The sequence below is a fragment of the Desulfovibrio intestinalis genome, from assembly GCF_014202345.1.
GTDB classification, from domain to species: domain Bacteria; phylum Desulfobacterota; class Desulfovibrionia; order Desulfovibrionales; family Desulfovibrionaceae; genus Desulfovibrio; species Desulfovibrio intestinalis.
In genome coordinates, this window is the sequence record NZ_JACHGO010000001.1 from 190,552 (window position 1) to 207,723 (window position 17,172).

The 17,172-nt window shown below is 55.1% G+C and carries 16 protein-coding genes; 14 read left to right on the forward strand and 2 right to left on the reverse strand.

Features of this window, described 5'->3' with window-relative positions; genetic code table 11:
• Positions 1-54: 54 nt before the first annotated feature.
• On the reverse strand, positions 55-1,377 hold the full coding sequence (locus HNQ38_RS00880; protein ID WP_183717342.1) for a 2-hydroxycarboxylate transporter family protein: 1,323 nt from the start codon (positions 1,375-1,377) through the stop codon (positions 55-57).
• Between the two features lie 523 nt (positions 1,378-1,900).
• Positions 1,901-2,416 carry a metal-dependent transcriptional regulator gene (locus HNQ38_RS00885; protein ID WP_183717344.1) on the reverse strand — a complete coding sequence of 172 codons (516 nt, stop codon included), beginning with the start codon at positions 2,414-2,416 and terminating at the stop codon, positions 1,901-1,903.
• Between the two features lie 354 nt (positions 2,417-2,770).
• Between HNQ38_RS00885 and hutW the strand changes: the two genes are divergently transcribed.
• From hutW to HNQ38_RS00955, 14 genes are all read left to right on the forward strand, one after another.
• Positions 2,771-4,330, forward strand: coding sequence for a heme anaerobic degradation radical SAM methyltransferase ChuW/HutW (hutW, locus tag HNQ38_RS00890; RefSeq protein WP_183717346.1), 1,560 nt, complete (start codon positions 2,771-2,773; stop codon positions 4,328-4,330).
• A gap of 99 nt (positions 4,331-4,429) precedes the next feature.
• On the forward strand, positions 4,430-4,633 hold the full coding sequence (locus tag HNQ38_RS00895; RefSeq protein ID WP_183717348.1) for a Flp family type IVb pilin: 204 nt from the start codon (positions 4,430-4,432) through the stop codon (positions 4,631-4,633).
• 157 nt (positions 4,634-4,790) lie between these two features.
• On the forward strand, positions 4,791-5,426 hold the full coding sequence (locus tag HNQ38_RS00900; RefSeq protein WP_183717350.1) for an A24 family peptidase: 636 nt from the start codon (positions 4,791-4,793) through the stop codon (positions 5,424-5,426).
• 33 nt (positions 5,427-5,459) lie between these two features.
• Positions 5,460-6,389: a Flp pilus assembly protein CpaB gene (gene cpaB / locus HNQ38_RS00905; RefSeq protein WP_183717352.1), complete on the forward strand. Its 930-nt coding sequence runs from the start codon at positions 5,460-5,462 to the stop codon at positions 6,387-6,389.
• A gap of 48 nt (positions 6,390-6,437) precedes the next feature.
• The gene (locus HNQ38_RS00910) at positions 6,438-7,970 is read left to right on the forward strand and encodes a type II and III secretion system protein family protein (protein WP_221277757.1); all 1,533 of its coding nucleotides are present in this window, start codon (positions 6,438-6,440) and stop codon (positions 7,968-7,970) included.
• 21 nt (positions 7,971-7,991) lie between these two features.
• On the forward strand, positions 7,992-8,702 hold the full coding sequence (locus tag HNQ38_RS00915; protein ID WP_183717356.1) for a CpaD family pilus assembly lipoprotein: 711 nt from the start codon (positions 7,992-7,994) through the stop codon (positions 8,700-8,702).
• Positions 8,703-8,707: 5 nt separating this feature from the next.
• The gene (locus tag HNQ38_RS00920) at positions 8,708-9,934 is read left to right on the forward strand and encodes a CpaE/TadZ family protein (RefSeq protein ID WP_183717358.1); all 1,227 of its coding nucleotides are present in this window, start codon (positions 8,708-8,710) and stop codon (positions 9,932-9,934) included.
• Between the two features lie 20 nt (positions 9,935-9,954).
• The gene (locus tag HNQ38_RS00925) at positions 9,955-11,448 is read left to right on the forward strand and encodes a TadA family conjugal transfer-associated ATPase (RefSeq protein ID WP_246387921.1); all 1,494 of its coding nucleotides are present in this window, start codon (positions 9,955-9,957) and stop codon (positions 11,446-11,448) included.
• Position 11,449: 1 nt separating this feature from the next.
• A complete protein-coding gene (locus HNQ38_RS00930; protein ID WP_183717360.1) occupies positions 11,450-12,424 on the forward strand; it encodes a type II secretion system F family protein in 975 nt (324 codons plus the stop codon).
• A gap of 8 nt (positions 12,425-12,432) precedes the next feature.
• Positions 12,433-13,350, forward strand: coding sequence for a type II secretion system F family protein (locus tag HNQ38_RS00935; protein ID WP_183717362.1), 918 nt, complete (start codon positions 12,433-12,435; stop codon positions 13,348-13,350).
• Complete coding sequence (locus tag HNQ38_RS00940) at positions 13,350-14,381, forward strand: tetratricopeptide repeat protein (protein WP_246387948.1); 1,032 nt, start codon at positions 13,350-13,352, stop codon at positions 14,379-14,381. Before HNQ38_RS00935 ends, HNQ38_RS00940 begins: the two co-directional genes overlap by 1 nt.
• Before the next feature lie 40 nt (positions 14,382-14,421).
• Positions 14,422-14,919, forward strand: coding sequence for a TadE/TadG family type IV pilus assembly protein (locus HNQ38_RS00945; RefSeq protein ID WP_183717366.1), 498 nt, complete (start codon positions 14,422-14,424; stop codon positions 14,917-14,919).
• 3 nt (positions 14,920-14,922) lie between these two features.
• Positions 14,923-15,501 carry a TadE/TadG family type IV pilus assembly protein gene (locus HNQ38_RS00950; RefSeq protein ID WP_183717368.1) on the forward strand — a complete coding sequence of 193 codons (579 nt, stop codon included), beginning with the start codon at positions 14,923-14,925 and terminating at the stop codon, positions 15,499-15,501.
• Positions 15,502-15,505: 4 nt separating this feature from the next.
• On the forward strand, positions 15,506-17,146 hold the full coding sequence (locus HNQ38_RS00955) for a hypothetical protein (RefSeq protein ID WP_221277758.1): 1,641 nt from the start codon (positions 15,506-15,508) through the stop codon (positions 17,144-17,146).
• The last annotated feature ends 26 nt before the right edge of the window (positions 17,147-17,172 follow it).

The window sequence follows — 17,172 nt, forward strand, 5'->3', positions numbered from 1 at the left end:
GGCGGGAAAGGGTGAGCGCCATGCAAGCGCGGCAGTTTGTCAGATAAAACGTCTCTAGCCAGCGTAAAACATACGCATGAGAATAACGGCCATAACTACCACGGCCGCGCCGCCAATGCGGGTGGATATCTGGGCGAAGGGCATAAGTTCCATACGTCCGGCAGCGGAGAGAATGGCAACGTCGCCCGTACCGCCGAGACCGCTGTGGCATCCGGTAACCAGAGCCGCTTCCACGGGGTACATGTTGAGGAATTTGGCGCTGAAAAAGCCTGTGCCCACCATCGCCAGCACCGTGCTGACAACGGTGATGATGTAGCTGGGCTGGATGACCGCCACAACGTCCTTCCACGGCGTGTAGCAGACGCCCACGCCCACAAGAAGTGCCCAGGTAAGGTTTTTGGAAACGAACAGATAAAACTGGTAGGCAGCCTTTTCAGCAATTTTGGGCATGATGCCCGTGGCCTTGGCGATGGCAGCCGAGAGAATCATGATGATGGGCGCGGGAATGGGAATAACAAGGTTGACCAGCATGCCGAACAGGTAAAAGCAGCAGGCAGTCAGCAGGCCCATGCCCAGAATGGTCACGTCAATGGGTTCTTCTTCTTTCGTGAGATTGAGATTGTCATCGCCCACACGCACAAGTTTGCCGTTACCCGTCTGATGGGGATTTTTAAGGGCATAGCGCTTGAGGATACCCGCGCAGATAATGGCGGTAACGTTGCCAAGCATGGCGGCGGGCGCCACCATAGCGATGAACCTGCCGGGGTCGGTGCCCTGAATTTCTGCATACCCGGCAGAAAGGGGCAAAATGCCTTCGCCCACGCCGCCGGAAATGATGGGTACTACTATATAAAAAAATGTTTCAAACAGGCCGTGTCCCAGCATGGTGCCCACGGCTGTGCCGACAAGACAACTGGCCACGGTGCCGAGAATGAGCGGTATGAACATGCGCAGAAAGCCCTGAATAAGCACTTGCCGCAGCATGCCAAGTATGCTGCCCGTCACCAGGCAGGCGATGTAGAAATAAAGAAAGTTAGCGCCGCCGTTTTTGCCAGCGGTAAAATGTATGATGGCTTCCTTGGCAGGGCCGTCAAGCAGGCTGTAGTAAACAAGAACTGAAGGGATGAAGATGGAAAGAATGGCCGGGCCGCCGATGTCTTTGAGAATGGGGATGCGCAGCCCCATATCGCCAAGCAGTATGCCCATAACCAGCATGACGGCAAATCCGCCAATCATGTCTTTGGGCAATTTGCCGTAGTAAGAGGCCGCAAAGATGATAATGGCAAAACAGATGTAGAGGGGCAGGGGAACCGGCCCAACCTTGAAGCTGTAAAACTTGTCCAGCAAGCCGCCGGATGACGTTTCTGCGTGTTGCATGGGTAAACCCTCCTGACAGTATTTGTCATCTGTTTACCCCTGCAAGGCATCGAAATCTTTTTATGTAACTTTATAATATGTTTTTGAAGTTTTGATAGTTATGTAAGTTATGTAATTCTACGCCGTAGCCTCCGGCAATAAATTTTACCGGAATGTGATCCCGGGCAGTGATAGCAGCGGTTGCCTGAACGCTGTAAATTCAGCGTATCCAGACTGATTTTGCAACACGCCATACGCTAGTCATTTTTTATAAAATCAGAGTGAAGCCCTGTCCAAAAAAATTCGGACAGGGCTTCCTGTTGATACACCCAAGTAACATGAGTGAGCGATATTACGGCTTGGTATCTGGAATGGCTGATCCTTAATGGATGAGGCAACGGACATATCTGGCAAATATTTTATGGCAGATGAAAAGCTGGGGATGCCTTGCCGCCCTGCGCGGCAGGGCTAAAAAAGGTGCATGGCTGGTCGTGGAAAAACCCTCGGGAACAGCCATCACCGTTGCATCAGCCTCAGTTTGCCATCAGCTGCCTCTGCGCTTTCCGCCAAGGGTCTCAGCAATGGTGGCCGCCGTATGGCTGGATTTGAAAATATTTTCCCTTTTAAACGTTTCCTGCCAATCAGACCACATTTCCGGGCGGCTTTTAAGAAAGAGCACAAATTCGCCCAATCGTTGAACGATATGTTCAGGCACCACATGCTCTAGAGCACAGGCTGTTACGTCGGCATCTTCGGGGTTGAGCATGAGTATTTTTTCAAGAAAAGCGCCGAAGACAAAATGTCTGTGGGCAATTTTACGTCCGATATCCTTACCCTTGTCTGTCAGATAAATCAGGCTGTACGGCGAATACTCCACATAGCCCATATCTTTAAGCAGTTTAACAGCGCCAGTTACTGTTGAGCGCGTAACATTGGCCATGTCTGCGATAGAACTCGCCCGCACCGCACCATCCTTGGCTTCAATCCGAAAAATGACTTCCAGATAGTTTTCCAGCACAGGCGTCAGAGCTGGCTGCTTAGCGACATCTGGTTTCTGCATTACGCTATCTCCCTGAAAGTATAATTCTTTTTTACGGGTGATGGACGATTTGGTCGTCGTCTAGTCATTTTCCCTGCAACATTAGCATAATAGGGTGGAAGTTTCAACAGTATCCAAACAAAGTTTGTTTTTAATGAACAATATAGAACTTAGTAAGTAGTGTTTAAGTTTTATTTAAAAATAACAGTGTGTTAATAAAAATATGTGAGTATCTGACAATTGAAAAAGAAATTGACAATGAATTTCTATTTTTATAGACAGGGGCTGTGAAGTTCGGTTTATCCAAACTATGTATGATTAAATAAATTTTATGTGGTTATACGAACTTTACCTAAAAAATAATAGGTATTTAAAATGAAACATCCTGAAAATATTGAAAAAATTACCCACCATGCCACGGCGTCCCACTCTGTTCCCCCCGATCAGAGTGGGCGCTCTTCAAGCGCGCAGATCATGTCATCTGCCCACATGCACGTGGCAAAAGGGGAGGCCATGCAAGGACACCCTCACCATCGGCTACCCTTGAGCGGGCGCTTTCTTGTTCCACATAGCAGGAACATGGAAGGCCCGCACCGCTTCTATGCCCGGGAAGGAGTGGATCCCTTACGCGAAGCCTTTGAGGCCAAGATTACTGTGCACCCCGGTATGGGAGGAAAGCCCGTTGCCAGAGAAAGGCAGTCTGACCTCATAGACGCGCTGACTGTCAGGGAGTCAGCGGGCAAGCGCATGGCCTATATTCATGTTCCCTTCTGCAAGATGCGTTGCCTCTATTGCAGCTTTTTTCAGGAAAAATACCAGCCGGAACAAAGCGCAGTCTACACGGACGCCCTCATTGCAGAGCTGGGTATCTGGCAGGGCCGGGCCATTCAGGAGGCCACACCCCTTCACGCAGTGTATCTTGGCGGTGGAACGCCTACAGCCTTGGCTCCACATGATCTGGGCCGTCTTCTGTCCGCCGTGCGAAGCCGCCTGCCTCTTGCCAACGACTGCGAAATCACAGTTGAGGGCAGCGTGGCCGACCTTGACGAGGCCCTTATCGAGGCCGCGCTGGAAAATGGGGCCAACCGCTTTTCACTTGGCGTGCAAACCTTTGAAACCAGCATTCGGCGTGCGATGGGGCGCCGCAGTTCTCGCGAGGATATGGCGCGCGCCATCAACCGGTTGCAGTCCTATGACCAGGCATCTGTAGTTATAGACCTCATCTATGGTTTGCCCGACCAGGATATGGAGGTGTGGCAAAACGACCTGCGCACTGCCCATTCCCTGAATCTGGACGGCCTTGATTGCTATCAGCTTGGCGTACACAAGGATTCACTTCTGCAAAAATCCATTGAGCGCGGCAGCGTTTCTCCCGCAGCCAGTTCGGCATTTCAGGGCGGTATGTACGCGGCTCAGTCGCGCTTTTTCGAGGACGCTCAATACCGCAGGCTCTCCATAAGTCACTGGGGGCGCACCCCCCGCGAACGCAATCTGTACAATACCTACACCAAGGCCGGGGTTGACTGCCTGGGCTTCGGCCCCGGTGCGGGCGGTAATCTGCACGGCCATATGACCTACAACCAGCCTGACTATAAAGCGTGGCTCGGGCAGGTGCAGCAGGGCGTCAAGCCCATAGCTATGATGATGGCCCCTTTAGAGAAGCACCGTCTGAACAAGGCTCTTGGTAGCGGTCTGGAGCAGGGCGTGCTTGATCTTGCCAGCCTTGAAGACCTTTGCGCAACGCAAAAATATGCAAAACTTGAAGCGCCTAAAAGCCTGCGGACTCTGCTTGAACCGCTGTTGCAGCAGTGGGAGCGGGCTGGATTGCTGGTTTCCGGCGGTACATCTTGCAGGCTCACTGTGGCCGGACAGTTTTGGTACATTAATATGACCCAATTACTTATCGAGTACATTGATGAAAAAGTTGCACAGTAATCTGAAGTGCTGTTGATGCTGAAGCCGTGCCTGTGTCTTTAAGCGAGTGCAACCACAAAAACGGCTATGAAATTACCTGTAGTAACTTATGGAGGAGCTATGTTTTCCATCAAAAGCGTAAAAAGTTTTCTTGAGGATGAAAGTGGAGTGACAGCTATTGAATACGGCATTCTTGCTGCCGCAATGGCTGCAGCAGTGGGCTATATCTTCAGTTCTGACGGAGCTTTTATTTCTGCCCTGCGGAACAAGTTTCAGGACATTGCCACGGACATCACCGATGCCGGAACCGGGGTCAAGCACTAGTATTACTGCCATTATTTGTAAGGCGGCCGGGCCGGATTGGACCACAAGCCAGCATTGCCAGTTCTTTGGTCTGGCTCTGGCCAGAAGATAACTTTGGAAGACAGGCGCGGCTTGAGTGGATTCGGGGGCGAATTCCGCAAAGGACAGCAAATGGTTCATGCCGCAGGCGCTGTCTTGTCAGAAAAGCTGCAGCGGTTCAGCGGGGGCTGACCCGAATGTGAGCTTGGGTACGGGGAACACGCCAATGATCGGCATATGTCCTGTTGTTGCATGGTTTGTTGTTGCGTTTGTGGGGATGGCGGCAGGATGTGACCTGTTCTGCCGTCGTATCCCTAACAGGATGATTTTGCTGGTGCTTCTTTTATGGATCGCTGCACTGCTTTGGGCGGGGGCCATCAAAGGAGTGGCGATATGGAATGCAGCCCAGATAGCCGTGGGGGGCGGCTGGGCCTTGGGGGTTTTGTGCGGTGGCTATGTGCTCTTTTGCAAGAGGCTGGTCGGCGCCGGGGATGTAAAGCTTGCCTCCGTACTGTGCCTTTGGGCTGGCAACGAGGCCGCGCTCTTCATATTCGCAACTTCCATTATGGGTGGGATATTTGTTTTGCAATTGTCGCTACTGCGACAGGTAGAAACAGTTTTTTTCAATCTTGTATCCAGAACAGCACTGCTTGTTCCACAGCGTTGGCGGATATGTGGCGGTGCAGCATCAAAATTTGAAAAAGACGGTATTCCATACGGACCAGCTATCGCATTTGGGTTCATAGTGTCCGTAGCAAAAATATTATTCGCATAAGTTCTTTTTATAGCAGTAAAGGATGTTCAAGCCATGAAGCTGAAAACTTCATCAGTGGTTTTGCTGATATTTGCCATATCGCTGGCAGGCATGACGGCCCTGGTAGCCCGTGCTTTGCTCAGTCCGGCAAGCCCAAAAGTGAGCGCTCAGGTTCAGGACGCGCCAAAACCCAAGCCTGTTTTTGCGCTTGTGGCTGCCAAAAAGCTGCTGCCGGGAGATTTTTTGGACGGTGCATCCGTAGAGTGGAACGAGGTTCTGCCGTCAGAAAACAGGGCCGGACTCATACTGGAATCAGATGTGAGCAAGCGCAGGCAACATGAAAGTTTTCTCTTTGGGGCCACCGTGCGCGAAGTTGTGGAAGAAGGCGCGCCTCTTGTGGGTGGTGTTTTGCTCCGTCCGGGTGAACCCGGGTTTATTGCCGCGGTTCTTGCACCGGGCATGCGCGCGGTTTCCATCCCGGTTTCAGCTGTAACCAGCAATGCCGGACTGGTCAGCGCCGGAGACTGGGTAGACGTGATTCTGAGTGTGGAAAAGGACGAAGCCAGAGATCTTGCCTCCAAGGGCAATAACCAGAGCATGCACTCTTTTCTGGCCGCTCAGACCATTCTGCGCCAGGTGCGCGTGCTGGCGCTGAACAGCAGTACTGACGGCATCAGTCCTGCCCTTCAGGTGCAGGAAGAACAGGCCTCAAAGAAGTCAGGTCAGCCCGCCCGCCGTGTGGTTTACGAAACCATCACGCTTGAAGTGACCCCCAAGGATGCCGAACATCTGGCAGTGAGCCGCGAGGCCGGGTCATTGCAGGTAGCACTGCGCGGGGTCAAGGAAAGGGGCGTGCAAGTGGTGCAAGTGCCAGCTGTCAGTCCTACTACGCGGCTTCGCGATACCACGGCTGTCTTTACAGGCAAGACAGACAAGAGGGTTCAGACATTTCATGGCAGCAAGGTTGGGGCGGTGAATTTTTAGCGCCGGGACGCCGGATTCAGAACCATATATCGAAACAAAGAGTGAATGATGCGTAGCTTGGATATTTACTGGTCAACCTTGCGGATTGTGGCCACGGTAGCCGTTTCGTGGATTCTGGTATTTGCCATGAGCGGGCACGGAATGGCGGCGGAACAGGGAAAACCGGCTTCGGACCAGCAAAAGACGGCTGTGGAGCTTAAAGGCGAAAATACGCGCCTGCCGCGGTCTTTGACTACCGTTAGGGAAACCGGAACCATTAAACTGTATGTGCGTGAAGGCTCCATGCTCAATCTGCCCCGGCCCGCAGCGCAGGTACTGGTGGCGGCTCCGGGTATAGCCACGTTCCAGATGCCCACGCCCAACAGCGTCTTTTTGATGGGCGAGCAGGTGGGCAGAACCACATTTTATGCCCTTGACGAGGCTGGCGGCGTTATAGCGGCCATCAATGTGGTTGTGGAATATAATCTGAAAAAACTGGCTGAAGAGATTTCAAGCGCTGTTCCCGGAGCCAGGGTGCGTCTGGAACCCACCCTGAGCAATCTCATGATCGTACGCGGCAATGTCAAAACCGCTTTGGACGCCAAACGTGTTATCGAACTGGTGGAAACCTACCTTGAAGCCAACTCCACCAAGAGCGTCAGCGGCGAATCGGCAGGCGGAGGCGGTGGCGGCGGTGGGGGAGGAGGCGGCGGTGGCGGCAGCTCCAAGAGCAGCAACACTCGCGTCGTTAACCAGCTCAGCGTTGAAATATCCTCTCAGGTAAACATTCAGGTTCGCGTGGTTGAAGTTTCGCGCTCTCTTTCCCGCCAGATGGGTTTCAACTGGCGCGCCGTACTCAATACCATCAACGGGCCTTTGTATTTCGGCAGCGGTAACGCAACCAATCTAGCCAATGTGGCAGGAACCAAGGCTGGTCTTTCCGGCTACATGCCCACATCTGGCGGTGTTGTTGGCGGGGCAATGAACCTTGGCACCTTTACGGTGAGCGGGCTTATTTCAGCTCTGGCCGAAGAAGGTTTTGCCACCCTGCTGGCAGAACCCAACCTCACGGCCATGTCCGGCGAGAGCGCGTCGTTCGCTGGCGGCGGTGAAGTGCCCGTGGTTATCGTAACGGGCAACAGCATCAGCATCGAATACAAATCCTACGGTGTTATTCTCAAGATGACGCCCACGGTTCTTTCACCACATCGCATCAGCCTGCATATCGCGCCTGAAATAAGCGAATTGACTGCCGAAGGTTCGGTGACGCTTGAGGGCGGCTCCACTATCCCGGCGCTTACGGTGCGCCGGGCCGAAACCACGGTAGAACTGGCCAGCGGCCAGAGTTTCGCTCTGGCGGGCATGTTGCGTTCCAACGCCTCCCAGCAGGTTTCAGGAGTGCCTGGCTTGCGCAGTATTCCGTTGCTCGGACGCCTGTTTGAGTACGAACAGACAGAAGTCAAAGACACAGAGCTGGTCATTATTGTGACCGCCAATGTTGTGGATCCTGTGGCCTCCGGCATTCTGCAAACGCCGGGCAAGGGAATGAGCGCTGTGGACGCTTTTCAGCCCAAGCGCGCCGCCGTGGGCTACCTCTACTAAAATCCAGCAGTGGAAAACGTAATGCAAAAGCCAAGTTACATACACAGGATTATTTGCGCCAGCGGTCTGATACTTGCGTGCGCCCTGTATTCCGGGTGCGCTCTGGACCGTGTGGTGCACAAGGCCCGCGCCACCAACTTTCATGATGAAAGCTCCGATACGACCACGGTAGGGGTGCAGTCCAAGGGGGTCTACCTCAGGGTTGCTCCTGACGGAAACGGCTTTACGGCTCAATCCATTGAAGAGGCCAATGCCCTCCTTACAGAGCAGGGACCATTGCGGCGGCAGATTCTTACCATAGTGCCCCTGAGCCCCGCCGGAAAAATAATGGCTCCACGTCTGGCCCAGGCTTTGACCAGTGCCGGGGCAATGAATCCCCAGCTCGGCTCTTATGATGTGGCAGGTGGCGCAACCTCGTTGGCCGCACAGGATCTGGCCAATCAGCAACAGGGTTGGGATATTGAAATTGTTTCCGAAGCCCTGGTCGTACACGCGCAGGACACCACCATCGCCAAGCCGGACCTCTGGACGGTCAGCCCCTATTATGCCGTGGGCACACTGGGCAAGGCCAATGCAGCCAACCGTGCCCTCATGATGAGCGATCCGCGTGACATCCTGCGGCCCAGAAGCCTTGACCCGGCAGAGGGCAATGTTTCGGCAGCGGCTATCGAGCGTTACCAGAAGGGAGAAACGAGGGAACTTGTCGACATAAATTTTAGCGGGGATAAGTAGTTACAGTGAGCGATAGCGCATCTCTGAGTTCGGAAGGCATGAACAGCAACAGCGTGGCGGTTTTTTGCCAGCCCGCTGACGTGGACAGTTTTACCGATACTTTCAATCGGCTCGGCAGGGCGCTGAGCATCATCAAGGCTGGCGGTCCCCACGAGGCTACGGAATGGTGCGGCGAGTCCACGCCCCCGGCGGCCATATTCGTGAACATTGACGGGACTGCCCATCCTGTTCCTGCTCTGAACGATCTGGCTGCTGTGGCAGGGCCCGGATGCCGTCTGGTGGCTATGGGCAGTCGGCAGGATGTGAATTTGTACCGCAAGCTGCTTCAGGCCGGAATTTTTGACTATCTGCTTACGCCTTCAAGCATGGGGCAGGTGTCGGAAATTCTCTCACGGGCTGATGAAGATGCATGGCTTGGCCAGCCGCAGGCCGAAAGCGTGCGCCTTGGCCAGACAGTCGCCCTGATTGGCGCTGTGGGCGGGGTAGGGGCGAGTACAGTTGTGACGGCTTTGGGGCAACACCTGGCCCATGCCTGCAAGATACCCACGGTGCTTGTGGACTATGACCGCAGGGGCAGTAACCTGGCTCTTTCTTTGGGGCTTGAAGCCAATAGTGGTCTGGAGGGTATTCTCAGCGCGCCGGAAGTGGACCTTCGTCTTATCCAGCGCACCCTGCTTTCGCAGGAGGTTGAGGTGGGCAAGGGGCAGCGCCTGCATCTGCTGGCCCAGCGTCCCGGTCCTGAAAGTCACGTGGACCCGGAGCTGGTGCTGCAACTGGGCGGCGCATTGTGCCAGCTTTTTTCCATGTCTGTATGGGACATTCCTTCACACAGGCCATCAGGCAGCGATGAAATTCTTGAAAATGCCGACATTCGCGTTGTCCTGGTCGACTACACGCTGCAGAACGCAAGGGCGGCGCACATCCTGCTTTCCGATTTTGGTGATGAAAGCAGAGGGCAAAGACTTTTTCTGGTTGCCAACGCCGCCCGGCACGGCGACGCCCCGGCCATAAGCCGCTCGCAGTTTGAAGATTTTTTGAAGCGCAAGGTAGATGTTGAAATTCCTTATATGGGGAATGCGCTGGATAAGACCCTGTTGCAGGGCAGCCTCAACCTGGCGTCTCTGGCTGTTTTCAAAAGCGCTGTGGAAAAACTGGCCTGCGGCATTCTGGGATGGCCCGTGCCACTGGCGGCTCCCCGGCCCGGCTTTTTCCGTCGCTTGCTTAACCGCTAACCAGAAAGGGGGATAGTGCCATGTTGCCAAGAAAAGCCGTTTCCGCTCCTGCTGCCAAACATATCGAAGCTGCACCCAACGCGGCATTTGCCCCTGCCCACAGGCCTGTTGCCGATACGGAAAAAAGCGCTTTGTCTTCTGTGCGCGCCAAGCCCGGCGTATGCCCTGTGCTTGCCAATGCGCCAGTCATGAAGGGAACTGTCAGCACCAGCGGCTCACCTGCGCAGCGCAACACTGAGGCACAGGTAAAAAGCGTTTCCAAGGCGCAGGCACAGGCTGATTCTGCCGGGGCTAAGCTGCGGCGCATGATCCATGACGAGGTTTTCAGCCAGATTGACCCCATCAAGGCGGCCACCACCAGCCGGGAAAACCTGAAAACGCAGATTTCGTCGCTGATCAGAAGCATCTGCGATGCAAACCGTTTGCAACTGACAGGACAGGAAGAGGAAAGCGTCGCAGGCCAGATGCTTGACGAAATGCTTGGTGTTGGCCCCATCGAGCCCCTGCTGGCCGACGATACGGTCAACGATATTCTGGTCAACGGCTGCGGCCAGATTTTTGTAGAACGCTTTGGCAAGCTGGAGCTTTCGTCTGTGACTTTTATTGATGAAGAGCACGTGTTCAACACGGCCCAGCGCATTGCGGCCAGGGTGGGGCGGCGCATAGACGAAGCTAATCCGATGGTGGACGCCCGCCTTCAGGACGGCAGCCGCGTCAACGTCATCACCCATCCCCTGGCCCTGGACGGAACCACCATTTCCATACGTAAATTTTCGCGGCGCAAGCTCACCCTTGAAGCTCTGGCAGACGGGGGAGCCTTGTCGCACGAAATGGTGGAACTGCTCAGGCGGGCAATGGAAGCCAAGCTGAACATCATCGTTTCGGGCGGTACTGGCGCTGGTAAAACAACCCTGCTCAACGCCCTTTCATTCAAGATCAGCCCCAGCGACCGCGTCATCACCATCGAAGACGCGGCGGAACTGCAATTGCAGCAGGAGCATGTGGTGCGCCTTGAAACGCGGCCTGAAAGCATTGAAGGCGGCGGACAGATAAATCAGCGCGACCTGATGCGCAACGCTCTGCGCATGCGGCCTGACCGCATCATACTGGGCGAAGTGCGCGGTGGCGAATGCTTTGACATGCTGCAAGCTATGAACACGGGGCATGATGGTTCCCTGTGCACCGTGCACGCCAACACGCCCCGGGACGCCGTTATGCGCCTTGAAAATATGGTGCTGATGGCCAACATGCAGTTGCCCCTGCCCGCTATTCGCCGACAGCTTGCGGGCGCAGTTGATCTTATAGTGCAGATCGAGCGCATGCGTGATGGTGCGCGCAGGGTTGTTTCCATTGTCGAGATATGCGGCATGGAAGAGGAAGTCATACAGACGCAGGAGCTGTTCAGCTTTCGCACCCATTCCATCGGAACATCCGGCAATGTCATCGGGGAGTTTTTAGGTAGCGGGCTGCGCCCCAGATTCTATACGGAAAAAAGCCATCTCTTTGAGGCATAGCATGCTGAATCTGCTTACCCTGCTGATATTTTTTCTGGTCTTTGTAGGCGTGTACACCGTGCGCGCCTTCAGCCGAAAGAAACTGCGCGAAGAGGCCATTGCTGAAAGAATGCAGCGCCTTGAGCAGCAGATTGCGCGGGAATGCCCGGCGATGGAAGAAAAAAGCGATGAATCCATCTCTATAGAAGCCGAAGGCTCTTCTTCCCGTTTTCCTGCCTTGGGGCGTTTGTACTACGGCACATTGAAGAACATCAACAGCTTGGGCTGGTCGGCAACCTTGCGCTTGCGCCTGCTGGTTACGGCTGTTCTTTCTCTGGTCTTTGGCGCTGTTGTGGGCCGCATGACTCCCGCCCCGTTGCTTGTGACGCTGGTTGGCGGGGTGGTTGTTTTTGTGGCGGTTTGCCTTGTGGTCTATCAAAGAGCCATGAGTGTCCACATCGCCGCTCTGGGGCGCGCCCTGCCAGAAGTTATTGATTCCATAGCACGTATCTGCCGTTCCGGTGTGCCCGTGCAAAGTTCCTTTGTCATTGCCGCTGAAGAACTGCGCGGCCCCCTGTCGACGGAACTGCAAGCTCTGGATCAATGGCTCAAGCTGGGCGTGCCCTTGCGGCAGGTGCTGCAGGAATCCGCCCGCCGGGTTCCGCTGCGGGAATACCGCTTTTTTGCGGTCATTCTCATGATCAGCCAGGAGTCGGGGGGCCGCCTTGCGGAAACACTCGAACGGCTGGCTTCGACCTTACGTTCGAGAGCGGAACTGGCACTCAAGGTACAGGCCAAAACGTCCGAAGCCCGCGCTTCCATCAAGATCGTTGCCATGCTTGTTCCCGGCGTGCTGGCATATATGTATATGAGCGCGCCGCAGGATTTTCATTTTCTGTTCAGCGATCCCTCAGGCATCAAGGTGCTGTGCTATTCGGCGGCAAGCGTGCTGTCCGGCCTGGGCATAACCTGGCTTATGGTCAGGCGCATACAGTAGGTGCGTATATGATACTGACTCTGGTTATAATTCTGGCTGCCAATTGTATTTTTTGCCTGGCGGTGCTGCGTCGCCAGCAACAGCGCAATCCTCTCGTGGACCGCCTGAAAAAGCATGTGGATGCCGACAACGCAGCTCCGGTGCCTGGCGTAGCTCCCGGCCTGGGGCAGACCAGCCTTCCCGGATGGCTGGTGCGTCTGGCAGGGTGGGGTGAGGTCTTGGCTGGTAAGGGAAAGGGCCGGGAAAAACTCGAAATACTGCTGGTTCAGGCCAGTTGGCGGCAAAAGGAAGCTCTGGGCCTGTTCATGCTGGTGAAGACGGTTCTGGGCGTGGTGCTTGTGCTGGCCGTGCTTTTTTCTGGCGATCAGAAAGGTTTCAGCCTGAGTACAGTGGCTCTGGTGCTTGGTGCCTATTTTATGGGTGTTTTTTTGCCGGAGCTTGTGCTCAAGGCGCAGGTGGCCCGGCGTTTCAATGCCATCATGCGCAGCATGCCTGACGCCTTGGACCTTATGGTTATCTGCGCCGAGGCGGGTTTGCCGTTTCCCCGCATACTCAAGGTGGTAGCGCGTGACCTCGAACTGAGTGCCCCGGAACTGGCGGACGAGCTTGCTTTCACCAGCGCCGAACTGCAATTGCTGCCCGACCGCAGCAACGCCCTGCGCCACCTTGCCGAACGTACGCGCGTTCCCACAGTGGAGAGTATGGTGTCCACACTCATTCAGGCCGAGCGCTACGGAACGCCCTTGGCGCAGGCCTTGCGCAATATTGCTGAAGAAAGCCGCAATACCCTCATTCTCAGCCTTGAGGAAAAGGCGGGCAAGCTGCCCGCGAGGCTGAGCATTCCCCTGATGACATTGATTTTGCCCCCGGTGGTGGCGCTGGTTGCCACTCCGCCCCTCATGCGCGTGATAAGGAGTCTGATGTGATGAATATGCGTCGTGAAGCCGTTGCTTTCTTGTTGCTTATTGGCTGCTTTGCCCTGTCCGGTTGCGCAACGTCCGGCAAAGGCGGACAGGCCAGCCTGAGTGAAAGAACCTTTGCCCCCAAGGCACAGGCCTCGGCCAAGGGCGATCAGGAGATCGCGCCCGCCAAGGGGTTGCGGCTGGCGCGTTTGCTGCGGGAGCAGGGCCGGTTTGAAGGAGCGTTGAGCATTTATTCCCGCCTTGATGAAAGGGGAAAGCTCAGCCCTCTGGAAAAGCTTGAATATGCCAGCGTGGCCTCGCTGGTGCAGCCACCCCGTGAGACTCTGAACCTCTTTGTAAATGCGCAAAGCGCCATTGAAGCCAAGAGCAGGGGAGTGAGCGACGCCGACAGGGCCGTTCTGCATACCGGGCTTGGCCGTGCTTACATGAGCCTGGGGCAGGCAGGTCCGGCCGAGCAGAATCTGCGCAAGGCTCTTGCGCTTTCGCCCAAGGATGTGGCGGCCATGAATGCCCTTGGCGTTTTGCTGGACGCAGGGGGCGAACACAAAGAGGCGCAGGTAATGCTGGAAAAAGCCAGTGAGGGCGCTCCGGCAGACGCGCGTATAATCAACAATCTGGCACTCTCCTATGTGGCCAGCGGCGATATGGAAAAGGCTGAAATGCTGTTCAACAGGGCAAAAAGCCTTTCAGACAGCACCAGCATCAAGCTTAACCTGGCCTTCACAATGTACATGCGCAAACAGAAAGAACGGGCGCGCGACGAATTGCTTGCCCTGATGCGTCCCAGCCAGGCAGAGGGTTTCATGACCTCCTTTGGCCAGATGCAACAGCGCATCAACAAGGGCGCAACTTCAATGCCTATGGAAATGATGCTGGCAGCCAACAAATTGGTGGAAATTCAACCTCCGACAGACGCGCCCAGCGAACCCATAATCGGCGAAATACGTGAAAGCCGCGAAGTGTCGAGCTACGACGGCCCGGCTACTCAGACCCCGGTACGCCGTGTTGCCCTTGATGAAAACGATTTGCCGTAAGCTTTGCGCACGCAGGCATTCACAGGGAAAGGAGTAAAACATGCACAGGCATTCACAGCGGGGCGTCATATCGGTTGAAGCGGCCTTTGCCTTTCCCTCTCTTATCATCCTGGCCATGATAGCCTTTGAATTCGTCAATGTGGTGCTGACCATAGATATGGGCGATGTGGCCCTGCAAAGTGCCGTGCAGCAGGCGCGTCTTGAGGAAACACTCACGGAAGATACGTTTGAAAGTGTGGTGCGCAAGGGAATTGTAAAATCGTCGCACGGATATCTGACACAAGACAACATCACCAACGTGGATGTGCGCCGCTATACATCCCTCAGTTCCCTGACCAGCACCGGGGAAGAGGAAGATGCCGACAGCACCAATGAAAACAGCGGTACGGGCACAAAGTTTCCGGCCTGGAAAGTGACGGTAGACATTCGCAAGCCCTTTCTTACCCCGTTGCCCAGGCTGATGGCTTATGCTGAAAATGAATTTGAATATCGTTTTGAACAGGTTCTCGGCTATTTGCCCGAAACAAAGGACCAATGACCCGTGTCGCGTCCACGTAAAGAACGAGGCTCTCTTGCGGTTGAGGTTGCGCTTCTGATTCCCATTCTTGTGTTTGCCGGATTGATTGCCGCAGACATGTTCAGAACGGCCATAGAGCGCACGCGCCTTGAAGAAACGGCCAGCAGCCTGGCCCTCAACATTTCGGCCCAGAACACCCTGACCAAGGACGGGCTGGACGCGCTTACCGAAATCGTCATGCAGGGCCATACCGAAGATCAGGACATTCTTATCATGAACGTCTACCTGTCAGGGCGCATCAACTGGCTGCTGGAGAGGGGCGGATCTGAGGGATTGTGCGAGCCGTCGTCCGACGGGCGTTACTATACGGCGGATCTGCCCGAAGATCTGCCGGATGACGAAAAGGACAAGTCTGATGGAGAATCCTCCATATCGTTTGTGGTGGTGAAGGCCTGCCGCGATACGTCGAAGATGTTCAGTTACGGCGGCATCCAGTGGCCGGACTATCTGCAGGTGGAAAGCCTGTACCGGGCCAGGAGCCAGAAGATCGAACTGGATGAGAGCCTGCAAGAGGAAAACCGGATAGCCGGTAGTGAGGAATAAGAAAATGAAGCGTGTCACGTTTACCACATTCTTGCAGCGGCTGCTGTGCGGCGGAAAATCAGAAAACCGTGGTGTTTCGCGCTCGCAGGCCGGGGCCGGAGCCGTTACCGCCGTGGGCTTTCTTGGCGCTTGCATTGCCGTGGTGGCCTTTGCGGTAGACAGCACGCGCATGACCTCAGACAGCGCGCAACTCAAGCACGCTACCGATGCCGCGGCTATGGCCGTTGCCCAGGCTTATGCCAAGGATCCCACAACAAATGTGAATGAGATGGCAGAGCGGTACATCAAGGCCAATCTGGGTATGGATTCCAGCCAGCTCGGCAAGGATATGGAAATCAGCGTCACCCCGATGACCTGGGAAGAATACGACGGTTTCAGGGTCACCGCCGTGTTTAAGGCAAAGCCGGTGGCAATGGGGGGGCAGACTACTCCCGTTGAAGTGTCTTCGGCCGCAGTGGCAGTGTATAATCCTTTGGAAATAGCATTGGTTCTGCCAAATACTTCCGCAGAAGACGCGGGCGAACTGGCTGTGCTGCGCCGCCTGAGCAAAGAATTTGCCTCAAAGCTTATTGAAGACAGGCCTGACCGCTGGATGGCCCTTGTGCCTTACAGCCAGACCGTCAACGTCTATGACCGTAAAAACACCAACCGCATACGTGAATGGGCTGAATCAGCTGCGCTCAAGCCCGTGGAGCTGACCTCCCTGTTTATGCGCAACAGCTACGGCATAAGCAACCTCGCCAGCCGCCGTATGCCTGACCTGCAAAAAGAACTGCTGGCTGTCTACCGTGGCCTGAATATCGGCGACAACTATTTCTGGACAAAACCGCCCGCCGCTTCGTTCAAGGTACACTATAGGCATGATCTGCCCATCAACGCGCCGCAGATGCCCTATATTCAATGGACAGGCCCCAATCCTGACTTCGGTGAGGCCACCGGCACATCCGACACCCGCTACATTGTGGCGGACAAGGGCTGCCCTGCCGCGCCGCTGTTGCCTTTGACCAATGATATGAACGCTATCATCACGCGCCTTGGCGAAATGAAAAGCCAGTTCAACGTCAACTACGCCATCGCAATGGGCTGGGGCGCCATGGCGCTTTCACCTGCCTTTAGAGGATCAGGCGGCTGGGGTGATCTGGAACATCCTCTGGATTTCAGCAGCAAAACCAACACAAACATCAAGGCCATTGTCATGCTGGCCAATACGATGGGCAACTGGTTCGATTCCGACGCCTATAATTTCTACGTGGGGCAAAGTTCTGCCAGCGAGAGTTCAAGTCAGAGCGGTTCAACCGACCCCGACGATACCTCTACAGGCGACCCTACAGATGAGGGCAATACAGAAGCCAAGGTTTATGGCCCTGTGGCAAAGCGCTTCAAAAGTCTTTGTCAGAGCTTTCGCCAGAAAGACATTCTTTTTTACTTCATTGGCGTCCGCCCGGGCGACCCTGAAGATTATGGCCGCGCCATTTTTGGCAAGCACGGGTATCCCGGCCTGCTGTACTGCGAAAGCAGCTCCGGCGATGTGGGGTTTGTGAACGCCGATTCATTCGCTTCCGGCGAGGGCTATATCAGGGAAAGGCTGGAAAAGATTGCCGCCAGCCTTGAAAACAAAAGCAGTTTTGCGCGGCTGGTGGAATAGCAATTGACGCGCGCCATTGAAGATAC